Annotated in this window: 19 protein-coding genes and 2 rRNA genes; 16 read left to right on the top strand and 5 right to left on the bottom strand. The window is 74.0% G+C overall.

All coding sequences use genetic code 11. The features are described 5' to 3' along the window. Positions 1–102 (top strand): 23S ribosomal RNA (locus tag ACI79D_RS08015); the annotation flags it as partial. Positions 103–239: 137 nt separating this feature from the next. Next, positions 240–356 (top strand): 5S ribosomal RNA (gene rrf / locus ACI79D_RS08010). 106 nt (positions 357–462) lie between these two features. Here the strand turns inward: rrf and ACI79D_RS08005 are convergent. After that, a complete protein-coding gene (locus ACI79D_RS08005; RefSeq protein ID WP_456917825.1) occupies positions 463–1,128 on the bottom strand; it encodes a DUF2461 domain-containing protein in 666 nt (221 codons plus the stop codon). After that, positions 1,125–1,715, bottom strand: coding sequence for an N-acetyltransferase family protein (locus ACI79D_RS08000; RefSeq protein ID WP_456917823.1), 591 nt, complete (start codon positions 1,713–1,715; stop codon positions 1,125–1,127). The genes ACI79D_RS08005 and ACI79D_RS08000 overlap by 4 nt, the downstream gene beginning before the upstream one ends. 58 nt (positions 1,716–1,773) lie before the next feature. On the opposite strand from ACI79D_RS08000, the gene ACI79D_RS07995 reads away from it, so the two are divergent. Further along, on the top strand, positions 1,774–2,985 hold the full coding sequence (locus tag ACI79D_RS07995) for a winged helix-turn-helix domain-containing protein (RefSeq protein WP_456917822.1): 1,212 nt from the start codon (positions 1,774–1,776) through the stop codon (positions 2,983–2,985). Positions 2,986–2,987: 2 nt separating this feature from the next. On the opposite strand, the gene ACI79D_RS07990 is transcribed toward ACI79D_RS07995, so the two are convergent. Together ACI79D_RS07990 and ACI79D_RS07985 are read right to left on the bottom strand one after the other, a co-directional pair. Continuing rightward, positions 2,988–3,794, bottom strand: a complete 807-nt coding sequence (locus tag ACI79D_RS07990) for a DUF4097 family beta strand repeat-containing protein (protein ID WP_456917820.1) — start codon at positions 3,792–3,794, stop codon at positions 2,988–2,990. 15 nt (positions 3,795–3,809) lie between these two features. Further along, entirely contained in the window at positions 3,810–4,301 is a 492-nt protein-coding gene (locus ACI79D_RS07985; RefSeq protein WP_456917819.1) for a hypothetical protein, read from the bottom strand. A gap of 100 nt (positions 4,302–4,401) precedes the next feature. Here ACI79D_RS07985 and ACI79D_RS07980 point away from each other — a divergent pair, with 100 nt between their 5' ends. From ACI79D_RS07980 to ACI79D_RS07965, 4 genes are read left to right on the top strand one after another with little or no spacing between them, the layout of a single operon-like run. Then, complete coding sequence (locus ACI79D_RS07980; protein ID WP_456917817.1) at positions 4,402–5,220, top strand: thymidylate synthase; 819 nt, start codon at positions 4,402–4,404, stop codon at positions 5,218–5,220. Next, positions 5,217–5,849, top strand: coding sequence for a dihydrofolate reductase (locus ACI79D_RS07975; RefSeq protein WP_456917815.1), 633 nt, complete (start codon positions 5,217–5,219; stop codon positions 5,847–5,849). Before ACI79D_RS07980 ends, ACI79D_RS07975 begins: the two co-directional genes overlap by 4 nt. Before the next feature lie 9 nt (positions 5,850–5,858). Then, entirely contained in the window at positions 5,859–6,755 is an 897-nt protein-coding gene (dapA, locus tag ACI79D_RS07970) for a 4-hydroxy-tetrahydrodipicolinate synthase (RefSeq protein ID WP_456917814.1), read from the top strand. Next, positions 6,752–8,464, top strand: a complete 1,713-nt coding sequence (locus ACI79D_RS07965; RefSeq protein ID WP_456917812.1) for a ribonuclease J — start codon at positions 6,752–6,754, stop codon at positions 8,462–8,464. The genes dapA and ACI79D_RS07965 overlap by 4 nt, the downstream gene beginning before the upstream one ends. 63 nt (positions 8,465–8,527) lie before the next feature. Here the strand turns inward: ACI79D_RS07965 and ACI79D_RS07960 are convergent, their stop codons facing one another. Then, the gene (locus tag ACI79D_RS07960) at positions 8,528–10,492 is read right to left on the bottom strand and encodes a prolyl oligopeptidase family serine peptidase (protein ID WP_456917810.1); all 1,965 of its coding nucleotides are present in this window, start codon (positions 10,490–10,492) and stop codon (positions 8,528–8,530) included. A gap of 74 nt (positions 10,493–10,566) precedes the next feature. On the opposite strand from ACI79D_RS07960, the gene ACI79D_RS07955 reads away from it, so the two are divergent. The 9 genes from ACI79D_RS07955 (at position 10,567) to ACI79D_RS07915 (ending at position 21,122) form a co-directional block, all read left to right on the top strand. Next, a complete protein-coding gene (locus tag ACI79D_RS07955; RefSeq protein ID WP_456917808.1) occupies positions 10,567–13,092 on the top strand; it encodes a DNA translocase FtsK in 2,526 nt (841 codons plus the stop codon). Between the two features lie 82 nt (positions 13,093–13,174). Then, positions 13,175–14,602 (top strand): 30S ribosomal protein S12 methylthiotransferase RimO, encoded by a 1,428-nt coding sequence (gene rimO, locus ACI79D_RS07950; RefSeq protein ID WP_456917806.1) that lies wholly within the window; start codon positions 13,175–13,177, stop codon positions 14,600–14,602. Then, positions 14,599–15,252 carry a CDP-diacylglycerol--glycerol-3-phosphate 3-phosphatidyltransferase gene (pgsA, locus tag ACI79D_RS07945; RefSeq protein WP_456917804.1) on the top strand — a complete coding sequence of 218 codons (654 nt, stop codon included), beginning with the start codon at positions 14,599–14,601 and terminating at the stop codon, positions 15,250–15,252. Before rimO ends, pgsA begins: the two co-directional genes overlap by 4 nt. A 203-nt stretch (positions 15,253–15,455) precedes the next feature. After that, complete coding sequence (locus ACI79D_RS07940) at positions 15,456–15,851, top strand: helix-turn-helix domain-containing protein (protein ID WP_456917802.1); 396 nt, start codon at positions 15,456–15,458, stop codon at positions 15,849–15,851. A gap of 70 nt (positions 15,852–15,921) precedes the next feature. Beyond that, positions 15,922–16,518: a TetR/AcrR family transcriptional regulator gene (locus ACI79D_RS07935; protein WP_456917801.1), complete on the top strand. Its 597-nt coding sequence runs from the start codon at positions 15,922–15,924 to the stop codon at positions 16,516–16,518. A gap of 99 nt (positions 16,519–16,617) precedes the next feature. Next, positions 16,618–17,853, top strand: a complete 1,236-nt coding sequence (locus ACI79D_RS07930; protein WP_456917799.1) for a DUF4032 domain-containing protein — start codon at positions 16,618–16,620, stop codon at positions 17,851–17,853. Positions 17,854–17,983: 130 nt separating this feature from the next. Beyond that, the gene (locus tag ACI79D_RS07925) at positions 17,984–19,330 is read left to right on the top strand and encodes an extracellular solute-binding protein (protein ID WP_456917797.1); all 1,347 of its coding nucleotides are present in this window, start codon (positions 17,984–17,986) and stop codon (positions 19,328–19,330) included. Further along, positions 19,327–20,289: a carbohydrate ABC transporter permease gene (locus tag ACI79D_RS07920; protein ID WP_456917796.1), complete on the top strand. Its 963-nt coding sequence runs from the start codon at positions 19,327–19,329 to the stop codon at positions 20,287–20,289. Before ACI79D_RS07925 ends, ACI79D_RS07920 begins: the two co-directional genes overlap by 4 nt. Further along, positions 20,289–21,122 (top strand): carbohydrate ABC transporter permease, encoded by an 834-nt coding sequence (locus ACI79D_RS07915; RefSeq protein ID WP_456917794.1) that lies wholly within the window; start codon positions 20,289–20,291, stop codon positions 21,120–21,122. The genes ACI79D_RS07920 and ACI79D_RS07915 overlap by 1 nt, the downstream gene beginning before the upstream one ends. The last annotated feature ends 5 nt before the right edge of the window (positions 21,123–21,127 follow it).

The following is a 21,127-nucleotide window of genomic DNA, read 5'->3' as shown; positions in this document are numbered from 1 at the left end:
CCGGGTAAGGCCCCCGCCCAGACCAGCGGGTTGATAGGCCGGAGGTGGAAGCGCCGCAAGGCGTGCAGCTGACCGGTACTAACAGGCCGAGGGCTTGACCACACACCTATCACGACCCCCTTGACACACTCACGGGTCGCAGCACCACAAAGAAACGAAAGACTTGTCGCGTCCACTGTGCGGTTCTGAACGCCCCACCACCCCCCGCGGGGAGCGGCAGGTGGAGAAGTTCACAGCGTTACGGCGGCCATGGCGAGAGGGAAACGCCCGGATCCATTCCGAACCCGGAAGCTAAGCCTCTCAGCGCCGATGGTACTGCCCTGGAGACGGGGTGGGAGAGTAGGACGCCGCCGGACAACCATTCCCGAAGGGGCCCCAGCAACCGCTGGGGCCCCTTCGGCATTTGTGCGTCCTGCCGTGGTGGCGGCCGGGTCCGCGGACGCAGCGGGGCCGGCGCACGGCTCAGCGTCGGGCGCGCGGTTCCTTGGTCGTCGCCCCGACGTTGTCGGCGAACCACGCGTTGAGGGCGACGAGGTCGCGCCACGCCGTCCGGACCTCGTCGAGGGCCCGGCGGTCGTGCAGCCAGTCCGCGGGTTCCCAGCGGCGCGCGGCGTGCAGGGACTTGTGCCGCAGCAGGTCGGTGCGGTCGCCGTCCGGCGAGAAGCCGGAGGGCACGCGCGTGAGCCGCTCGCCCTCGATGTCCCAGCCGGCGCCGGCCAGGCGGTCGACCTCGGCGCGCAGGCGCGTCCCCTGGAGGTCGTCGGCCACGGCGCGGCGGTACCGGGCGACCTGGTCGGACTCCAGCCGCCAGCAGCCGCCGGCGACCATCAGGCCGTCGGCGGAGACCTGGACGTACCAGGCGCCGGCGCCGCGCCCCTCGGGGTTGACCACGGCGCCCTGGTGCGTCTTGTACGGCGTCTTGTCGTGGCTGAACCGGACGTCCCGGTAGGGGCGGAACACCTTTGCCGTGCCGAACTCCGGGGCCAGTTCGTCCACCAGGGCCTGCACCGGGGCGCGCACGCAGCCGTCGTAGACCGCGCGGTGGCGGGTCCAGTAGGTCTTGCTGTTGTCGGCCTCCAGGCCCTCGTAGAAGACCAGCCCCTCGTCGGGGAACCCCTCGAACGTCATCGGTCCCTGTCCGTCTCGTCCAGCAGCGCGTGCCAGCGCCGTTCCCGCAGGGGTGCGCCGCCGGTGTCGAGGGTGCGCACCCACCCGTCCGGCGCCCAGCCGGCCGACTCGAAGAAGTCCGCCGACACCCGGTCCTGTTCCGCGAGCCAGGTCTGCAGGCGCAGCGCGCCCGAGGTCCGGGCGAGGTCGGCCACCGCGGCCAGCAGGCGGCTGCCGTGTCCGCGCCGTCCCCACCGTGGCTCCACGAGGAGCGTGGCGACCTCGGTCGTCGGGCCGCTGCCGGCGCCCTCCACGTCGACCGCCTCCGGCGGTCCGTAGGCCGCGAAACCGACGACGACCTCGCGCTCGACCGCCACCAACACGCCGTGGGCGGGTGTCGGTGGCCTCAGCACGGCCGAGCGCCACGCGGCCGCCGCGGCCTCCTCGTCCCAGGTGTCGAGGACGTCGGCCGGGAGCGCGGACCGGTAGGCCGTCCGCCAGGTGACCGCCTGCACCCGGGCGATGTCCGCGGCGTCCGCCGCCCGGGCGGGGCGCACCGACACCTCGGCGTTGCCGGTCAGGCGAGGGAACGGCGAGGTCGGGTCCACGCCGGGCAGCGTAGGTCCGCGCGGCGGTTGTCGGACCCACCAGGCAGGATCGCCCGCTGTGGGCCACCCCGTCGTCGACCGGCTGCCGGCACCGCTCGCCCGCCGCATCGCCCTTGCCGCCCAGGGGTTCGCCGATCCCCGGCCGGCCGGGGTCGTCGACGGCCGGCACCTGCGCCGGATGACCGAGCGGCTGGCCGTCGTGCAGATCGACTCGGTCAACGTGCTCTCCCGGGCGCACTACCTGCCCGGGTTCAGCCGGTTCGGGCCGTACCCGCGCGCCGCCATCGACGAGCTGGCCGGCCGGCGCCGGGCGTTGTTCGAGTACTGGGCGCACGAGGCGTCCTTCCTGCCCGTGCGGCTGCACCCGTACCTGCGGTGGCGCATGGCGGCCGCCGAGGAGCACGCGTGGGGGTCCATGGTGCGCATCCAGCGGGAGCGCCCCGGCTTCGTCGCCGAGGTGCTCGACCGGGTGCGGGAGGGCGGCCCGCTCAAGGCCAGCGACCTCGCCGAACCGCGGCCCGACCGTCCGGGCAGCATGTGGAACTGGCACGCGGGCAAGGTCGCTCTCGAGTGGCTCTTCTACACCGGCGTCCTCACCACGCGCGGCCGCACCACGGCCTTCGAACGGGTCTACGACCTGGCCGAGCGGGTGCTTCCCGCCACCGTGCTGGGGACGCCCACCCCCGAGCCGGCCGCGGCGGTGCGGGAGCTGGTGCGCACCGCCGCGCGTGCCCTCGGGGTGGCCACCGAGCGGGACCTGCGCGACTACTTCCGGCTCAGGCCGGGCCCCACCCGGGCCGCGATCGCCGAGCTCACCGACGCCGGTGAGCTGCTGCCGGTCGAGGTGGCCGGGTGGGGTGCGCCGGCCTGGCTGCACCCCGAGGCGCGCCGTCCCCGCTGGATCCGGGCCCGGGCGCTGCTCAGCCCCTTCGACTCGCTGGTGTGGGAGCGGCCGCGGGTCGAGCGCATCTTCGGCTTCCGCTACCGCCTGGAGATCTACACGCCGGCCGCCAAGCGGGTGCACGGCTACTACGTCCTGCCGTTCCTGCTCGGCGACCGGCTCGTCGCCCGGGTGGACCTCAAGGCCGACCGCCAGGCGGGCCTGCTGCGGGTGCAGTCGGCCTTCGCCGAGGACGGGGTCGACCGCGCCGAGGTCGCCGCAGCGCTCGCCGCCGAGCTCACGCTCATGGCCGGCTGGCTGGAGCTCGACGCCGTCGTCGTCGCCGACCGCGGGGACCTCGCCGCGGACCTCGCCGTCGCCCTGCGCTGAGCTCAGGCCGCGGGAGCGGTGCGCCGGACGCGCACGTCGCCGGAGACGGTGCGCACGGCCACGGTGAGCTCGGCCGGCCCGTCACCCGCGCCGTCGTCGTCGAGGTCGGAGGCCAGGCGCCCGGAGACGCTGGACAGGTCCAGCCACACCCGCCGCCCGGGGAGGACGCCGACCGTCGCGTCGCCGGACACGGTGGTGAGGCGCACGTCCCCGCCGGCGGTGCCGGCGACGGACACGTCCCCGGACGCCGACCGCACCGAGGTGTCCCCGCCGGCCGAGCCGAGGTCGACGTCCCCCGACGCGGTGCGGACCTCGACGGCACCGCCCGCGGACCCGACCCGCACACCCCCGGACGCCGTCCCGAGGGTGGCCGCCCCGTGGACCGTGCCCACCCGGACGTCGCCGCTCGCGTTGCGGACCTGCAGCTCGGTGCACTCCTCGACGGCGCACTCCCCGCTGGCCGAGGCGACCACCACCGGCCCCAGCGGACCGCGCAGGTCGCAGTCCGCCGAGCCTGCCCGCACGCGGACCGTGGCGCCGGCCGGTGTGCCCACCCGCACGGCGAAGGCCGGCGCGCCGAACAGTCGCCGTTCGGGGACGGCGACCCGCAGCCGCAGCGGCGGCCCCTCGGCGACGTCGATCCCGACCCGGTCGAGCAGGTGCTCGGCGGCCTCGTCGAGGGCCTCGACCTCGACCGACAGCTCGGCCGCCCCCTCGGCCGCGGTCACGGTGACCGAGCCGGCCGGGTTGCGGACGTCGACGACCGGCGGGGGACCGCCGGCGGGGCGGGTCAGACTGCGCACGGTCACGGGGACCTCCAGGGGTCAGCTCCGGGCGAACCCGGAGAGCCGGCGTGGCCCGCGCCCGGACGGCGCGGACCCGGGGGTGTGCAGGGCCGCCGCAACCGCCCGCACCAGCCAGGTGTTGAGCGACGTGTGGCGGGCGGCGGCGGCCTGCTCGGCGCGGACCTTGAGCGGCTCGGGGAGGCGCAGGCTGATCCGCGCCACCCCGCCCTCGGCCTCCTCGTCGACGGCGGGCGGCTCGTCGTCGACGGCCGGGGTCGGCGCGTCGGGGACGACGACCACCTCGGGGTCCCCACCGCGGACGCGCACGTCGACCAGGCCGCCGTCCCAGGCCGCGGTGACCTCCGCCGCCAGCGCCGACAGGGCGTCGAGCAGCACCATCCGGACCGCGGGCTCCATCCCGGCGGCCAGCAGCCGTGCGGTCTCCCGGGCCTCGGGCGTGCCCACCGCGGCCACCGCCTCGAGCGACTCGCGCAGCGCCCGGACGTGGGGGGTGAGGTCCAGCATCGCCATGGCGTCATGGTGACGCCACGTGTGGCACCACCGCAAGGGGTCGTGGTGTCACACCCGCGCCTCGCCGACGAGCCCGGACCACGGCCGTACCCTCGGGCCCGTGGCAAGCGCGACCGACGGCCCGATCGACACCCAGTACGAGGACCTGCTCCGCCGGGTGCTCGAGCGGGGCACCCCCAAGCAGGACCGCACCGGTACCGGCACCGTGAGCCTGTTCGGCGAGCGGCTGCGGTACGACCTGTCCGAGCGCTTCCCGCTGGTCACCACCAAGCGCGTCCACTTCAAGTCGGTCGCCTACGAGCTGCTGTGGTTCCTGCGCGGCGACTCCAACGTCGGCTGGCTGCGGGACAAGGGCGTCACCATCTGGGACGAGTGGGCCTCCCCCGAGGGGGAGCTCGGGCCGGTCTACGGCGTCCAGTGGCGGTCGTGGCCGACGCCGGACGGCGGGCACGTCGACCAGATCGCCGGCGTGCTGGACACCCTGCGCGCCGACCCGGACTCCCGCCGGATGATCGTCTCGGCCTGGAACGTCGCCGCGATCCCGGAGATGGCCCTGGCCCCGTGTCACGCGCTGTTCCAGTTCCACGTCGCCGACGGCCGGCTGTCCTGCCAGCTCTACCAGCGCAGCGCCGACCTCTTCCTCGGCGTCCCGTTCAACATCGCCAGCTACGCGCTGCTGACCCGCATGGTCGCCGCCCAGGTCGGGCTCGCCCCGGGGGACTTCATCTGGGTCGGCGGGGACTGCCACGTGTACAGCAACCACGTCGAGCAGGTGACCGAGCAGCTCTCCCGCGAGGTGCTGCCCTTCCCGACACTCGAGCTCGCCCCCGCGCCCTCGCTGTTCGACTACACCTTCGAGCACTTCACCGTGCACGACTACCGGCACCACCCGGCCATCAAGGCCCCGGTGGCCGTGTGACCGAGCGTGCGAGGTCACCAGAGGGGCAGGGCACCGAGCGTGCGAGGTCACCAGAGAGGCAGGGCACCGAGCGCGCGAGGTCACCAGAGGGGCAGCGCCGTGTCAGCCTCATCTGGGCGCAGGCCCACGGCGGGGTCATCGGCTCCGACGGCGCGCTGCCGTGGCACCTGCCCGAGGACCTGAAGCTCTTCCGCGCGCTCACCACCGGCTCGACGGTGGTCATGGGCCGGCGCACCTGGGAGTCGCTGCCCGACCGGTTCCGCCCGCTGCCGGGGCGCACCAACGTCGTCCTCACCACCGACCCGTCCTGGTCGGCCGACGGCGCGCACCGCGCCGGCTCGGTCGAGGAGGTCCTCGGCGACAGCACGGACCTGTGGGTCATCGGCGGGGGCCGGGTCTACGCGGCCTTCCTGCCGCACGCCGACCGGCTGGTGGTCACCGACGTCGACACGCGGGTGGACGGCGACACGTGGGCGCCGGTCCCGGGGCCGGAGTGGTGCCGGGTCGCCCGCGACCCCGCGGAGGGCTGGTCGACGTCCACGACCGGCCTGCGGTACGCGGTGTCGGAGTTCCGGCGCGGCACCGGCCCCGGCGCGGTGGCGCGGAACGCAGCCGTGCTCGATCGGTAGATTCACCCCATGACCAGCGACCCCGCTCGGCCCTTCGGGCGCGTCCTGACGGCGATGGTCACCCCGCTGGCCGAGGACGGCTCGATCGACCTCGCCGGCGCCCAGGAACTGGCTGCCCACCTGGTCGACCGCGGGGCCCACGACGGGCTCGTGGTCTGCGGGACGACGGGGGAGTCGCCGACGCTCAGCGACGCCGAGCAGCGCGCCGTCCTCGAGGCGGTCCTGGACGCGGTGGGCGACCGGGCGACCGTCGTCGCCGGCGTGGGGACCAACGACACCGCCCACTCCATCGAGAAGGCCCGCGACGCCGAGCGGCTCGGCGCGCACGGCCTCATGGTCGTGACGCCGTACTACAACAAGCCCCCGCAGGCCGGCCTGCTGCGGCACTTCACCGCCGTCGCCGACTCCACCGACCTGCCGGTGATGCTCTACGACATCCCGCCGCGCACCGTCGTCCCCATCGAGGTGGAGACGCTGGTCCGGGCGGCGGAGCACCCGCGGATCGTCGCGGTCAAGGACGCCAAGGGCGACCTCGGCTCGGTGGCCTGGACCCTCGCCCGCACCGACCTGGCCTACTACAGCGGCGAGGACATGCTGAACCTGCCGCTGCTGGCGATCGGCGCGGTCGGCGTGGTGAGCGTCGTCGGCCACCTGGTCGGCCCCCGGCTGGCCGAGCTGATCGCGGCGGTCGAGTCCGGTGACCTGGTCAAGGCCCGCGCGGTCAACGAGAGCCTCCTGCCGGTCTACACCGGGGTCTTCCGCACCCAGGGCGCCATCCTGGTCAAGGCGGCCCTCAACGCGCTCGGCCTGCCCGCCGGGCCGGTGCGCCCGCCGCTCGTCGACGCCACCCCCGAGCAGGTCGAGCGCCTCCGCGCCGACCTGACGGCGGGTGGGGTGGCCCTGTGAGCGCGGCGTCCAGCGCCCCGATCAGCCAACCGCACCTCGACCTCCAGGCCCCGCCCCCGCTGCCCTCCGGCGGCCTGCGGGTGATGGCGCTGGGCGGGCTCGGCGAGATCGGCCGCAACATGGCCGTGCTGGAGTACGACGGGGCCCTGCTGGTCGTCGACTGCGGGGTCCTGTTCCCGGAGGCCGAGCAGCCCGGCGTCGACCTGATCCTCCCCGACTTCGGGGTCATCGAGCACCGGCTGGGCGACATCGCCGCCGTCGTCCTCACCCACGGGCACGAGGACCACATCGGCGCGATCCCGTACCTGCTCCGGCTGCGCGGCGACATCCCGCTGGTCGGCTCGCGGTTCACCCTCGCCCTGGTGGCGGCCAAGCTGCGCGAGCACCGCATCGTCCCGACGCTGGTGGAGGTGGCCGCGGGCGACGACCACGTCGCCGGGCCCTTCCACTGCGAGTTCATCGCGGTCAACCACTCGATCCCCGACGCGCTGGCGGTCGCCGTGCACACGCCGGCCGGGACGCTGGTGCACACCGGGGACTTCAAGATGGACCAGTTGCCGCTCGACGGCGTCCTCACCGACCTGGGCGCGTTCGCCCGGCTCGGCGTCGAGGGCATCGACCTGCTGCTGGCCGACTCGACCAACGCCGAGATCCCCGGCTTCGTCACCTCCGAGCGGTCGATCGGCCCGGTGCTGGACGACGTCTTCGCGCGGGCGACCCAGCGGCTGATCGTCTCCAGCTTCGCCAGTCACGTGCACCGGATCCAGCAGGTCCTCGACTGCGCCGAGACCCACCGCCGGAAGGTCACGTTCGTCGGCCGGTCGATGGTCCGCAACATGGGCGTGGCCCGGGACCTCGGCCTGCTGCGGGTCGCGCCGGGGCTGATGGTCTCCCTCGACGAGGCCGCCGCCATGCCGCCGGACCAGGTGGTCCTGGTCTGCACCGGCTCGCAGGGGGAGCCGCTGTCCGCGCTCGGCCGCATGGCGCGCGGCGACCACCACCAGGTCACCATCGAGGCCGGCGACACCGTCGTCCTCGCCTCGTCCCTGGTGCCCGGCAACGAGACCGCCGTCTACAAGGTCATCAACGGCCTGGCCCGCCTCGGCGCCACGGTCGTGCACAAGGAGACCGCGCGGGTGCACGTCTCCGGGCACGCGCCCGCCGGGGAGCTGCGCACGCTGCTCAACGTCGCCAAGCCGCGCCACCTCATGCCGGTGCACGGTGAGTGGCGGCACCTGCGGGCGCACGCCGCGCTCGCGGAGGAGACCGGGATGAGCGCCGACCGGGTGCTCCTGGCCGAGAACGGCGTCGTCGTCGACCTGGTCGACGGCAAGGCCGCGATCGTGGGCAGCGTCCCGGTCGGGGACGTCTACGTCGACGGGCTCAACGTCGGCGACGTGGGGGAGGAGTCGCTGCAGGAGCGGCGCATCCTCGGCGACGAGGGGTTCGTGGCGCTCACCGTCGTCATCGAGCCCTCGACCGGCACGATCGTGCGGCCGGTGCACCTCTCGGCTCGCGGCTTCGCCGACGACCCCACCGTCTTCGACCCGGCCCTGCAGCTGGTCGAGGAGGCGCTGCGGCGCACCCTGGCCGACGGGGAGACCGATCCGCACCGGCTCTCCCAGGTGATCCGCCGGACCATCGGCAAGTGGGTGTCGGACACCCACCGCCGCCGGCCGATGATCATCCCCACCGTCCTCGAGGTCTGAGAGAGGACCCCGCTGCCCCCCACGCCTCGCACGCTCGGCGCGGGACCCTGCAGCGGGGCCGCCTCAGCCTCCGGAAACCGGGATGGGCGTGATGCCCTCGTCGGCGGGGAGGTCGAAGCCCCACACCTGGGCGTAGAACGACAGCTCGCCGTCCAGCGCGGCGCGGATGTTCTCGGCCCTCCGGAACCCGTGCTGCTCGCCGGGGAACAGCAGGTAGGCGTGCGGCACGCCCTTCTCGCGCAGCGCCGTCACGATCGCCTCGGCCTGCTCCGGCGGCACCACGCGGTCCTCCTCGCCCTGGAAGACCGCCAGCGGCGTGTCGAAGGCGGCCACGTGGCTGATCGGTGACCGCTGCGCGTAGACCTCGGCGCCCTCCGGCCACGGGGCCACCAGCCCGTCGAGGTAGCGGGACTCGAACTTGTGGGTGTCCGCGGCGAGCGCGGCGAGGTCGGCGACGCCGAAGTGGCTGGCCCCCGCGGTGAACACCCCCGGCCGCAGGCACAGCGCCGCCAGCGTGGTGTACCCGCCCGCCGAGCCGCCGCGGATGGCCATCCGAGCGGGGTCGACCCGGCCGCTGTCGGCCAGGAACGTGGCACAGGCGACGACGTCGTCGAGGTCGACCACGCCCCAGTTGCCCCGCAGCGCCTCGCGGTAGCGGCGCCCGTAGCCGGCCGACCCGCGGTAGTCGACGTCGGCGACGCAGAACCCGCGCGAGGTCCAGTACTGCACGCCCAGGTCGAGCACCGGCGTCGCCGCTGCCGTCGGCCCGCCGTGGACGACGACCAGCAGCGGCGGCAGCGACCCCTCCGGCGCGGACGCCTCGGGGTTGGTCGGCGGGTAGACCAGCGCGTGCGCGGCCTCGATGCCGGTGCCGTCGTCCGGCGTCGGGAAGGTCAGGTGCTCGGGCCGGGCGAACCACGCCGGGTCCAGGCCGAGGTCGCGGGCCGGTCGCAGCACCTCGGCCGCACCGCCGTCCACCGGAACCCGCAGCACCACCGGCTCGCTGGCCGGGCCCCCGGCCACGCACACCACCGCGCCGTCGGCCGCGGTCACGTACCGGAACGCCGCGTACGGGACGTCGAGCTCGCGCACCGTGCCGTCGGTCTCCCGGACGGCGAGCCGGTCGGCACCCTCCCGCGCGACGGCCAGGACGACGCGGCCGTCGGGCAGCAGCGCGAAGCGGCGGGCCCCGAACACCCACTGCGGCCCGGCGATGTCCGCGCCGAGGTCGAGCACGAGGTCGACGTCCCCACCCGGCCGCCAGCGGTACAGCGCCCACACGTCGGTGCGGTCCAGGCAGAACCACAGGCTGCCGTCGGCGGCCCACGTCGGCTGGACGACGGACTCCGCGGTCCCGCCGGCCCGACGCCCGCCCGCGACGACGGTCTCGGTGCCGTCGTCGGTGCGGACGACGAGCCGGGCGGCGTCCCAGGGCATGTCCGGGTGCTCCCACTGCAGCCAGGCGAGGGACCGGGCGTCGGGGGAGGGGCGCGGGTCGGAGACGAAGTCCGGCCCGCTCACGAGGACCTCCTCGGTCCCCTCCGGCCCGATCCGGACGATCTCGTTGACCACGTCGGCCGCCGCACCGCCGGCCGTGTGCGTCTCCCGGACGGCGAGCAGCGCGCCGCCCCGCGTCGGCGTCAGGTCGGCGTAGCGGACCCCCGCCGGCAGGTCGGGCTCCGGCGTGACCGCGACCGGCTCGCCCGCTCCGGCGTCGAGCCGGTACAGCCGCTGGTCGGCGAACCCGGTGAACCACACGGTGCCCCCGGCGACGGTCCACGCGCCGCCGCCGTACTCGTGCACCCGCGTCCGGGCGTTCCACGGCGGCGGCAGGGCGTCCTCGACGGCGCCGTCCGCGGACCGGCGGACCACGGCCGAGCGGCCCCCCTCGCCCGGCCGTGACTCCGACCACCACACGTCGGTGCCGTCGACGGCCACCTCGCCGAGGCGGGCGGCCGCGCGGACCACGAGTTCGGAGGTGATCGGCGTGGGCCAGCTGCCGTGGGGGAGCGGGGGAGGGGTCGGCATGCCCTGACCGTAGGTGGCGGACACGAAGCGTCGCCTGCCGTCGGCGCGCACCTGCGGCGATTACGGTCTGACGCATGCCTGCTCGCACGACGACGACCCGCTCGTCGGGTAAGTCGCCGGCGCGCGGACGCTCCGGTTCGGGCTCGACGGCGTCCCGGAAGCGCCCGCCCGCGAAGCGGCCCGCCTCCGGTGGCCGCAAGCCCGCCGCCCGGAAGCCCGCGCCGAAGAACTCCGGCCCCGGTCTGTGGGGCGTCATCAGCGGTGGCTGGTCCCTGCTGGCCCGCGGGGCCGGCGGGCTGGCCCGCTCCGTGGCCCGGCCGGAGGAGGCCGAGCCGCTCGCACCCGAGCACCGCCGCGACGGTGTCGGGCTGGCCGTGCTCGGCCTCGCGGTCGTCCTCGGCGCCGCGGCCTGGACCAACGGCATCGGCCCGGTCGGCGCCGCGCTGGCCGACGGCGTGCGGTGGGTCGTCGGCTCGCTGGTCGTCGTCCTGCCGGTGCTGCTGCTCCTGGCCGCCCTCCGGCTGCTGCGTCGCGGCCCCCGCCCCGAGGCCCGTGGCCGGCTGGCGATCGGCTGGCTGTGCGCGGTCGCGTCGGTGCTGGGCATCGCGCAGGTCGTCGGCGAGGGCGCCGTCCCCGCCGAGGGCCGGCCGGGCTCCGGGGGGCTGACCGGCTGGGCCGTCGGCACCCCGCTGGTCGCCGGCGTCGGCAGCGTCGTCACCGTCGTGCTGCTGGTCCTCCTGGCGTTCTTCGGCCTGCTGGTGCTCACCGCGACGCCGGTGCACCAGATCCCCGAGCGGCTGCGCGAGCTCGGCGACCGGCTGCTCGGCCAGGCGGCCGACGAGGACTACGACGAGGACTGGGACGACGAGGAGGACGTCGAGCCCGCGCCGGCTCCGCGCTCCCGCCGCCGGTCGCTGGCCGACGACCTCATGGACACCGGCCCGGTGGAGACCCTGCCGGCGATCGACCACGCGGCGCTCGACGAGGCGCCCGAGGCCGTGCGGCACGAGCCGCCGCCCCCGCCGGTCCCGACGCGCCGTCCGCCGGTCGTGGACCGGACCGCGCCGCCGGAGGAGCTCGAGCCCATCACCGAGCCCGAGCAGCTGCGCATCGAGCCGGTCGAGGGGCAGTACACGCTGCCCTCGGTCAACGTGCTGCGCGCCGGCGACCCGCCGAAGAAGGGCTCCAAGGCCAACGAGGCGGCCATCGAGGCCATCACGGGGGTGCTCGAGCAGTTCAACATCGACGCCGTCGTCACCAGCTTCACCCGCGGGCCGACGGTCACCCGGTACGAGATCGAGCTCGGCCCGGCGGTCAAGGTCGAGAAGATCACCGCGCTGACCAAGAACATGGCCTACGCGGTGGCCAACGACAACATCCGCATCCTGGCACCGATCCCCGGCAAGTCCGCGGTCGGCGTCGAGGTGCCCAACGTCGACCGCGAGATGGTCAGCCTCGGCGACGTGCTGCGCTCGCAGGTGGCCAAGCAGGACCCGCACCCGATGCTGGTCGGCCTGGGCAAGGACATCGAGGGCGGCTTCGTCTGCGCGAACCTGGCGAAGATGCCGCACCTGCTGGTCGCCGGTGCCACCGGTGCCGGTAAGTCCAGCTGCGTCAACTCGCTGCTGACCTCGCTGCTGCTGCGGGCCACCCCCGACCAGCTGCGGATGATCCTGATCGACCCGAAGATGGTCGAGCTCACGCCCTACGACGGCATCCCGCACCTGATCACGCCGATCATCACCGACCCCAAGAAGGCCGCCACCGCGCTGGCCTGGCTGGTCGAGGAGATGGAGCAGCGCTACCAGGACATGCGGGCCACCGGCGTCCGGCACGTCGACGACTTCAACCGCAAGGTCGAGAAGGGCGAGATCACCGCCCCGCCCGGCAGCGAGCGGGTGTACCGGCCCTACCCCTACATCCTCGCCATCGTCGACGAGCTCGCCGACCTCATGATGGTCGCCCCGCGCGACGTCGAGGAGTCGATCGTCCGGATCACCCAGAAGGCGCGTGCGGCCGGCATCCACCTGGTGCTGGCCACCCAGCGGCCGTCGGTCGACGTCGTCACCGGCCTGATCAAGGCCAACGTGCCGTCGCGCCTGGCCTTCTCCACGTCCAGCCTCACCGACAGCCGGGTCATCCTCGACCAGCCCGGCGCGGAGAAGCTGATCGGCATGGGCGACGCCCTTTTCATGCCGATCGGCCAGGGCAAGCCCATGCGCGTCCAGGGGGCCTACGTCTCCGACGCCGAGATCGAGGCGGTCGTCGAGTTCACCAAGCGGCAGGCCGAGCCCGAGTACCGGGAAGAGGTCTTCAGTGCCGCGGGTGGCGAGAAGAAGGAGATCGACGAGGACATCGGCGGCGACCTGGAGCTGCTCGTCCAGGCGGTGGAGCTCGTGGTCACCAGCCAGTTCGGGTCGACGTCGATGCTGCAGCGCAAGCTGCGGGTCGGCTTCGCCAAGGCCGGCCGGCTCATGGACCTCATGGAGAGCCGCGGCATCGTCGGGCCGTCGGAGGGCTCCAAGGCCCGCGACGTGCTCATCAAGCCCGACGAGCTCGAGTCGGTGATGTTCCTCCTGCGCGGCGGCGGCGACGCCTGAGCCGGTTCCCGCCGGGAGGCCGCGAGTCCCGAGTCACTCGCGGTCTCCCGGCACGGGCCGGCGAGCCGACTACGATGGGGCGGTGACAGCTCCGCTCGACGCCGCCCGCAAGGTGGCGGTGGTGACCCTCGGCTGCGCCCGCAACGAGGTCGACTCGGAGGAGCTGGCCGGCCGCCTGGCCGCCGGCGGCTACGAGCTCGTCGAGGACGCCGACGAGGCCGACGCCGTCCTGGTCAACACCTGCGGCTTCATCGAGTCGGCCAAGAAGGACTCGGTCGACGCGATCCTCGCCGCGACCGACTCCGGCGCCTCGGTCGTCGCCGTCGGCTGCATGGCCGAGCGGTACGGCTCGGAGCTGGCCGGCGCCCTCCCCGAGGCGACCGTCCTGGGCTTCGACGACTACGCCGCGATCGGCGACCGGCTCGACGACGTCCTCTCCGGGCGATCGCTCGTGCCGCACGACCCGCGTGACCGGCGCACCCTGCTGCCGATCAGCCCGGTGGCGCGCACCGCCGCGGTGACCTCGGACGACGCGCCGGTCATCCCCGGCCACGGCTGGGTGCAGCGCCGGCGGCTGGCCGGCGGCCCCTCCGCCGCGCTCAAACTCGCCTCGGGCTGCGATCGGCGGTGCGCGTTCTGCGCCATCCCCGCCTTCCGCGGCGCGTTCGTCTCCCGGCCGCCGGCCGAGGTGCTCGGCGAGGCGCAGTGGCTGGCCGCCCAGGGCGTGACCGAGCTGGTGCTGGTCAGCGAGAACTCGACCTCCTACGGCAAGGACCTCGGCGACCTGCGCTCCCTGGAGCGGCTGCTGCCGCAGCTGGCCGCGGTCGAGGGCATCGCCCGGGTGCGGGTGGCCTACCTGCAGCCGGCCGAGTTGCGGCCCGGTCTGCTGGAGGTCATCGCGGCGACCGAGGGCGTCGCCCCGTACTTCGACCTGTCGTTCCAGCACTCCTCGCCGACGCTGCTGCGCCGCATGCGCCGGTTCGGTGGCACCGACGACTTCCTGGCGCTCGTCGAGCGGGCCCGGGCGCTGGCGCCCACCGCCGGCTTCCGCACCAACGTCATCCTCGGGTTCCCGGGGGAGACCGAGGACGACGTCGCCGAGCTCGAGCGATTCCTGGTGGAGGGGCGCCTCGACGCGGTCGGCGTGTTCGGCTACTCCGACGAGGAGGGCACCGAGGCGGCCGGGATGCCCGGCAAGCTCGACCAGGCCGAGATCGACGCCCGCGTGCGCCGGATCACCGACCTGGTCGAGGAGCTGACCGCCCAGCGCGCCGAGGACCGCCTCGGCGAGCAGGTCGAGGTGCTGCTCACCGAGGACCTCTCCGCCGAGGAGGGGCCCGGGACCTGGCTGGGGCACGCCGCCCACCAGGACCCCGAGGCCGACGGGACGACGACGGTGACCGGCGTGCCCGACGGCGCGGTCGCGGGCCGGCTCGTGGTCGCCGAGGTCGTCGGCACGGAGGGCGTGGACCTGGTCGCCGCCGCGCTCGTCCCCGCGGTCACTCCATGAGCGAGTCCGCCGACCCCGCCGCCACGCCGCCCCAGTCGGTGCGGCTGGTCAACCTGCCGAACGCGCTCACGGTGCTCCGGCTGGCGGTGGTGCCGGTGTTCGCCGTCCTGCTGCTCACCGACGGCGGCACGGACGAGGCGCAGCGCTACTGGGCCACGCTGTTCTTCGGGCTGGCGATCATCACCGACCGCTACGACGGGATGATCGCCCGGCGCCGGGGCCAGGTCACCGAGTTCGGCAAGCTCGCCGACCCGATCGCCGACAAGGCGCTCACCGGCACCGCGTTGATCGGGCTGTCGGTGCTGTCCCTGCTGGCGTGGTGGGTGACGCTGGCGATCCTGGTCCGCGAGATCGGCGTGACCCTGCTGCGCTTCTGGGTGATCCGCCACGGCGTGATCGCGGCCAGCCGGGGCGGCAAGGCCAAGACCGTCGTGCAGGCGCTCGCGATCGGGCTCTACATCCTGCCGCTCGAGGGCGTGCTGGCCAGCGCCCGGTGGTGGGTCATGGCCGTGGCCCTCGTGCTCACCGTCGTCACCGGGCTCGACTACGTCTACCGGGCCCTGGTGCTGCGCCGCACGAGCGCGCGGGCGATGCGCGCGGCCGCGGCCCGTCGCGCGGCCGGCGGCTCGCGCACCGACGCCCCCGCCTGAAGAAGCCTCCGGGACGGGGCGGGACCCGGGACGGGGCCGCCCGGCGCACCGCGGAACGGGAAGGGGCCGGCGGCCTCGGGCGTTACGCCCAGAGCGGACGCGTCCGGGATGGCGCGGTGCCGGTCAGTGGCTCCGCGTACCGTGAGCGCACGGCGCCCTTCCGGGGCGCCGCCGCTTCCGCACAGGCAGGACAGGAGACGGCCATGACGCTGCTGCGCACCCAGCTCGGGAACACGCTGCGCGGCCACCGGTTGCGTCAGCGCCGGACGCTGCGGGACGTCTCCGGTGCCGCCCGGGTGAGCCTGGGCTACCTCTCCGAGGTCGAGCGGGGGCAGAAGGAGGCCTCCTCCGAGCTCCTCGCGTCGATCTGCGACGCCCTCGACCTCGAGCTCGCCGACGTGCTCGCCGAGGTCAGCCTGGAGCTGCGGCACGCCGGTGGGGTCCGCCCGCTCACCCCCGCGCCCGGTGCGGCCGCCCCCGCGGCGGAGCAGTCGGCCCAGGAGCCGGCGGCCGAGCAGCCGGTCGCCGAGCCGGCCCTGGCGCTGGTCGGCGCGCCGGCCCGCCCGGCTGCGCGCACCGCGGTCTCGCTGGCGGCCTGACCCCCGCGACACGGCCGGGGACGGCCCGGCGTCCTTGACTCTCCCCCTGCGGGGTGCCAGACAGGGGGACATGGCGACGGCCGGCCCGATCCCGTCCACCGCTCCGGTGTCCGGCTGGGTGCCCCCTGCACCGGCCCACGCCCCCGGCAGCCACACCCGCGGCGGCAACGCCATGGGCCGCACCCGGGCCGGGCTGCTCGACGGCGCGGCCCGTGCCTTCGCCGAGCGGGGGCTGCGCCGCAGCACCATGCAGTCGATCGCCGCGGCGGCCGGCGTCGCCAAGGCGACCCTCTACAACCACTTCCGCACCAAGGACGAGGTCGCCCGCGCGCTGCTGGCCGGCGAGCTGGACCGGCTGGCCGCGGTCGCCGCGGGCGGGCCGCCGGCCGCCGCGCTGGCCGCGGTAGCCGACGAGGTGGCCGCGCACCCCGTGCTGCAGCGACTCGCCCGCGACGAGCCCGAGGCGCTCACGGGGCTGCTGGCCGCCCCGGCCGACCGCTGGGCAGAGGTCCTCGACCGGCTCGCCGCGGCGCTGCGGACCGACCGGGACGCCGCCGGCGTCGTCGCGCACTGGCTGGTCGGGCTGGTCCTGCAGCCGGGAGAGGCGCCTGCGCGACGGGCGGCCGCCGAGCGGCTCGCCGTCCTGGTGGCCGCCGCGGCGGCCTGACCGGGGCGGTCGCGCGCCGACCGGCGTGGTGGGATGGTGACCGTCCGGCACGCCCAGCCGAGGCGGTCGGCTGCTGCCCGTAGACCTTCGGAGGCCGCCGTGCGGTACCTCTTCCGGCCACCGGCCACCGACGGGGCCGCCCTGCTCGCGCTGCCCTGGCACCAGCCGCTGGAGCAGTGGGACCCCGAGCTGTTGATCGACGTGCCGCAGCGCGGCATCTCCCGGCACGTCGTCCGGTTCACCGCCCAGCACGGCTGCGTCTACGCCCTCAAGGAGATCGCCGAGCCGCTGGCCCGGCACGAGTACGCCCTGCTCGGCCAGTTCGAGGAGGAGGGCCTGCCGTCGGTGTCCGTGCTGGGCATCTGCGTCGACCGCCCGGACGGGCAGGACGCCATCCTGGTCACCCGGTACCTCGAGTACTCGATGTCCTACCGGTACCTGTTCTCCCGCCCGACCTCCGAGCACTCCGCCGACCAGCTGCTGGACACGCTGGTCGTGTTGCTCGTCCGCCTGCACCTGGCCGGGGTGTTCTGGGGCGACTGCTCGCTGTCGAACACCCTCTTCCGGCTCGACGCCGGGACCCTCGCCGCGTACCTGGTCGACGCCGAGACCAGCGAGCGCCACCCCACCCTCAGCCCCGGCCGGCGCCAGTACGACGTCGACCTGGCCCGGGAGCGGGTCGGCGCCGAGCTGCTCGACCTGCAGTTCGGCGAGCTGCTCCCGGCCGACATCGACCCGATCGAGGTGGCCGACAGCCTGCCCCTGCGGTACGAGGCGCTCTGGGAGGAGGTCACCCGCGAGGAGGTGTTCGCCCTCGACGAGCAGCGCTACCGGGTGGCCGCGCGCCTCCAGCGGCTCAACGTCCTGGGCTTCGACGTCGGCGAGGTCGAGCTGGTGACGACCCCCGACGGCGGGGCGAAACTGCGGGTGGAGACCCGGGTCGCCGAGCCGGGGGAGAACCGGCGGGAGCTGTTCCGGTTGACCGGGCTGGAGGTCCAGGAGCGGCAGGCCCGGCGGCTGCTCAACGACCTGCGGGCCTTCCGGGCCAACCTCGAGCAGAAGACCGGCGCCCCGGTGTCGGAGACCGTCGCGGGGTACCGGTGGCTCGCCGAGTCCTACCAGCCGGTCGTGGACGCCATCCCGCGGGACCTGCGGGGCCGGCTGGCCCCGGCGGAGGTCTTCCACGAGATCCTCGAGCACCGCTGGTTCCTGTCCGAGCGGGCCGGCGCGGACGTCGGGACGACGAAGGCGGCGCGGTCGTACTTCGAGACCGTCCTGCCGCGCACCCCCAAGGAGCTGACCACGCCGTCGGCCTTCGTGAGCCCTCCGCGCTGATCCCGGGGGGTGCGTCGCTGCAGGTTACGAGGCGGTTTCGTTCGAGTTGACACCCATGGTGACCTGGGCCACGTTACGAAGACTGCGGTGACCGACGGTCGCTGCCTCGCCGATTCGGAGGCGACAGACGGTGTCGAACGACGAAAGGGAAGGGCCGCCGACGGGCGGCTCCCGACGTCGGCGGGCGCGCACCCGCCGGGCACTCGGGGGCTCGGCGGCCGCGCTGGTCCTGGCGTCCACGCTCGCGGCCTGCGGCGGTGGGGACGCCGGTGGCCCCCCGGTGCTCAACTGGTACATCAACCCCGACTCCGGTGGGCAGGCGGAGATCGCGCAGCGCTGCAGCGACGCCTCGAACGGGGCCTACACCATCGAGGTCTCCCAGCTGCCCCGTGAGTCGTCCGCCCAGCGGGAGCAGCTCGTCCGACGCCTCGCCGCCAACGACAGCTCCATCGACCTGATGAGCCTCGACCCGCCCTACGTCCCCGAGTTCGCGCAGGCGGGCTTCCTCGCCCCGATGCCCCAGGACGTCGCCCAGCGGGTCAGCGAGGGCGTCGTGCAGAGCTCGCTGGACTCGGCGACGTGGAACGACGAGCTGGTGGCCGTCCCGTTCTGGGCCAACACCCAGCTGCTCTGGTACCGCAAGTCGGTGGCGGAGGCGGCCGGGCTGGACATGACCCAGCCGGTCACCTGGGAGCAACTGGTCACGGCGGCGCAGGACCAGGGCAAGATCCTCAGCGCCCAGGGCCGGCGCGCCGAGTCGCTGACGGTGTGGCTCAACGCGCTCATCGAGTCCGCGGGGGGCTCCATCATCGAGGAGAACTCGACCGACCCGCAGGACATCCAGCTCGGCCTGACCACTCCGGCCGCCGACCGCGCGGCCGAGGTGATGAACACCGTGGCCAACTCCGGCGTCGTCGGCCCTGCGTTCTCGACCTCCAGCGAGGACACCAGCGCGACCGAGTTCGAGAGTGCCGACGGCGGCTTCATGGTGAACTGGCCGTTCGTCTACTCCCGCGCGCTCGCCGCCGTCGAGGGCGGCACCCTCGACCAGTCGGTACCCGACGACTACGGGTGGGCGCTCTACCCGCGCGTCGACGCCGACCAGCCCAGCGCACCGCCGTTCGGCGGCATCGACCTCGCCGTCTCCAACTTCAGCGCGCACCCCGACCTGGTCTACGACGCGACCGAGTGCATCACGAGCGACGAGAACCAGGCGTACTACATGACCACCAACGGCAACCCGGCGTCCTCGGCCGCGGTGTACGACGACCCGGAGGTGCTGGAGGTCTTCCCGATGGCCCCCACCATCCTGGAGTCCCTGGAGGCCGCGGCGAACCGCCCGCAGACGCCCTACTACAACGAGGTGACCGGGGGCCTGCAGCGCGAGTACCACCCGCCGTCGTCGGTGACCCCCGAGACCGGTGAGCAAGCCCAGGAACTGATCAGCGCCATCCTCTCAGGGGAGCAGCTGCTATGAGTCAGACGACGCTCCCGCCGCGGGAGAAGACACAGCCGGTCTCCGCACCACCTGGGGGGATCAGCGACCGGTCCCGTGCCGAGCGCAAGCTCGGCTGGCTGCTGGCCGGCCCGGCGTTCCTGGTGATGCTCCTGGTCACCGCCTACCCGATCCTGCAGGCGGTCTGGTACTCGCTGTTCAACTACCGGCTGACCGACCCGGCCAACCGGTCGTTCAACGGCCTGTCCAACTACGCGGTGATCCTCACCGACCCCGTCTGGTGGACGGCGCTGGGCGTGACGCTGTTCATCACCGTGGTGACCGTCGCCGTGGAGCTGGTCCTCGGCTTCGCACTCGCCCTGGTGATGGCCAAGGCACTGAGCTCCATCCGGCCCTGGGTGCGGGCGGCGATCCTCATCCCGTACGCCGTCATCACCGTCGTCTCGGCCTTCGCCTGGGCATTCGCCTTCCGGATCGACACCGGCTTCGTGAACAGCTGGTTCTCCTGGCTGCCGGGCGTCTCGGACAGCACCGACTGGTTCGGCGGTCAGTGGTCCTCGCTGGCGGTCATCTGCCTGGCCGAGATCTGGAAGACCACGCCGTTCATCTCGCTGCTGCTCCTCGCCGGCCTGGCCCAGGTGCCGGAGGTGCTCCAGGAGGCGGCCAAGGTCGACGGTGCGACGTGGTGGCAGCGGATGTGGCGGGTGACGATCCCGAACATGAAGGCCGCGATCATGGTGGCGCTGCTCTTCCGCGCGCTCGACGCGTTCCGGATCTTCGACTCGATCTACATCATGACGGCGGGCGCGAACAGCACCGAGTCGGTGTCGTTCCTCGCCTACCGGCAGACGATCGCGCGCGTGGAGATCGGCCTCGGCTCCGCGGTGTCGGTGCTGCTGTTCCTCTGCGTGGTGCTGATCGCCTTCGTCTTCATCAAGGGATTCCGGGTCGACCTGGCCCAGGCGAGAGGGGAAGGCTGATGTCCACGCGGGAGAAGACGTGGTGGATCGTCGGGGGCATCCTCATCGTCCTGTACTGCCTGTTCCCGATCGCGTGGATCGTGTCGCTGTCGTTCAAGGCGCCGTCGGACATCGCCAACGCCTCCTTCTTCCCGACCGACGCGACCTGGGCGAACTACACGACGATCCTCACGGGGTCGGCGAGTGACCTGTTCCTGCCGGCGCTGCGCAACTCCTTCGGCATCTGCCTGATCGCGACGGCGATCTCGTGCGTGCTGTCGATGTTCGCCGCCTACGCGATCGCCCGCTTGGACTTCCCGGGGAAGCGGCTGATCCTCTCCACGGCCCTGGGTGTGGCGATCTTCCCGGTGATCTCGATCGTCACGCCGCTGTTCAACCTGTGGCGGCAGATCGGGCTCTACGACACCTGGCCCGGGCTGATCATCCCCTACCTGTCCCTGACGCTGCCGATCTCCATCTGGACGATGTCGGCGTTCTTCCGCGAGATCCCGTGGGAGATGGAGCAGGCCGCGCAGGTCGACGGCGCGACGACCTGGCAGGCCTTCCGCAAGGTCATCGTCCCGCTGGCCGCGCCCGGCGTCTTCACCACCGCGATCATCGCCTTCTTCATCGCGTGGAACGACTTCGCCTACGGCATCTCGCTGACGTCGACGAGCGCGGCGCGTCCGGTCCCCGCAGCGCTGGGCCTGTTCTCCGGCGCCTCGCAGTTCGAGGACCCCACCGGGGCCATCGCCGCCGCCGCGGTGATCGTCACCATCCCGGTCGTCGTCCTGGTGCTGCTCTTCCAGCGGCGCATCGTCGCCGGCCTGACCAACGGCGCCGTCAAGGGCTGACGGCC

This window comes from Geodermatophilus sp. SYSU D00708, from assembly GCF_054050115.1.
The sequence above is the reverse complement of the archived record's forward strand: the minus strand, read 5'-3'. Positions and strand labels throughout refer to the sequence as shown.

Excerpts from the sequence above, each read along its gene's own strand:
- ACI79D_RS07955 (WP_456917808.1), top strand. The coding sequence starts at position 10,567 with ATGCCTGCTCGCACGACGACGACCCGCTCGTCGGGTAAGTCGCCGGCG.
- ACI79D_RS07935 (WP_456917801.1), top strand. The coding sequence starts at position 15,922 with ATGGCGACGGCCGGCCCGATCCCGTCCACCGCTCCGGTGTCCGGCTGG.
- dapA (WP_456917814.1), top strand. The coding sequence starts at position 5,859 with ATGACCAGCGACCCCGCTCGGCCCTTCGGGCGCGTCCTGACGGCGATG.
- ACI79D_RS07940 (WP_456917802.1), top strand. The coding sequence starts at position 15,456 with ATGACGCTGCTGCGCACCCAGCTCGGGAACACGCTGCGCGGCCACCGG.
- ACI79D_RS07985 (WP_456917819.1), bottom strand. The coding sequence starts at position 4,301 with ATGGCGATGCTGGACCTCACCCCCCACGTCCGGGCGCTGCGCGAGTCG.
- ACI79D_RS07920 (WP_456917796.1), top strand. The coding sequence starts at position 19,327 with ATGAGTCAGACGACGCTCCCGCCGCGGGAGAAGACACAGCCGGTCTCC.
- pgsA (WP_456917804.1), top strand. The coding sequence starts at position 14,599 with ATGAGCGAGTCCGCCGACCCCGCCGCCACGCCGCCCCAGTCGGTGCGG.
- ACI79D_RS08005 (WP_456917825.1), bottom strand. The coding sequence starts at position 1,128 with ATGACGTTCGAGGGGTTCCCCGACGAGGGGCTGGTCTTCTACGAGGGC.
- ACI79D_RS07915 (WP_456917794.1), top strand. The coding sequence starts at position 20,289 with ATGTCCACGCGGGAGAAGACGTGGTGGATCGTCGGGGGCATCCTCATC.
- ACI79D_RS07960 (WP_456917810.1), bottom strand. The coding sequence starts at position 10,492 with ATGCCGACCCCTCCCCCGCTCCCCCACGGCAGCTGGCCCACGCCGATC.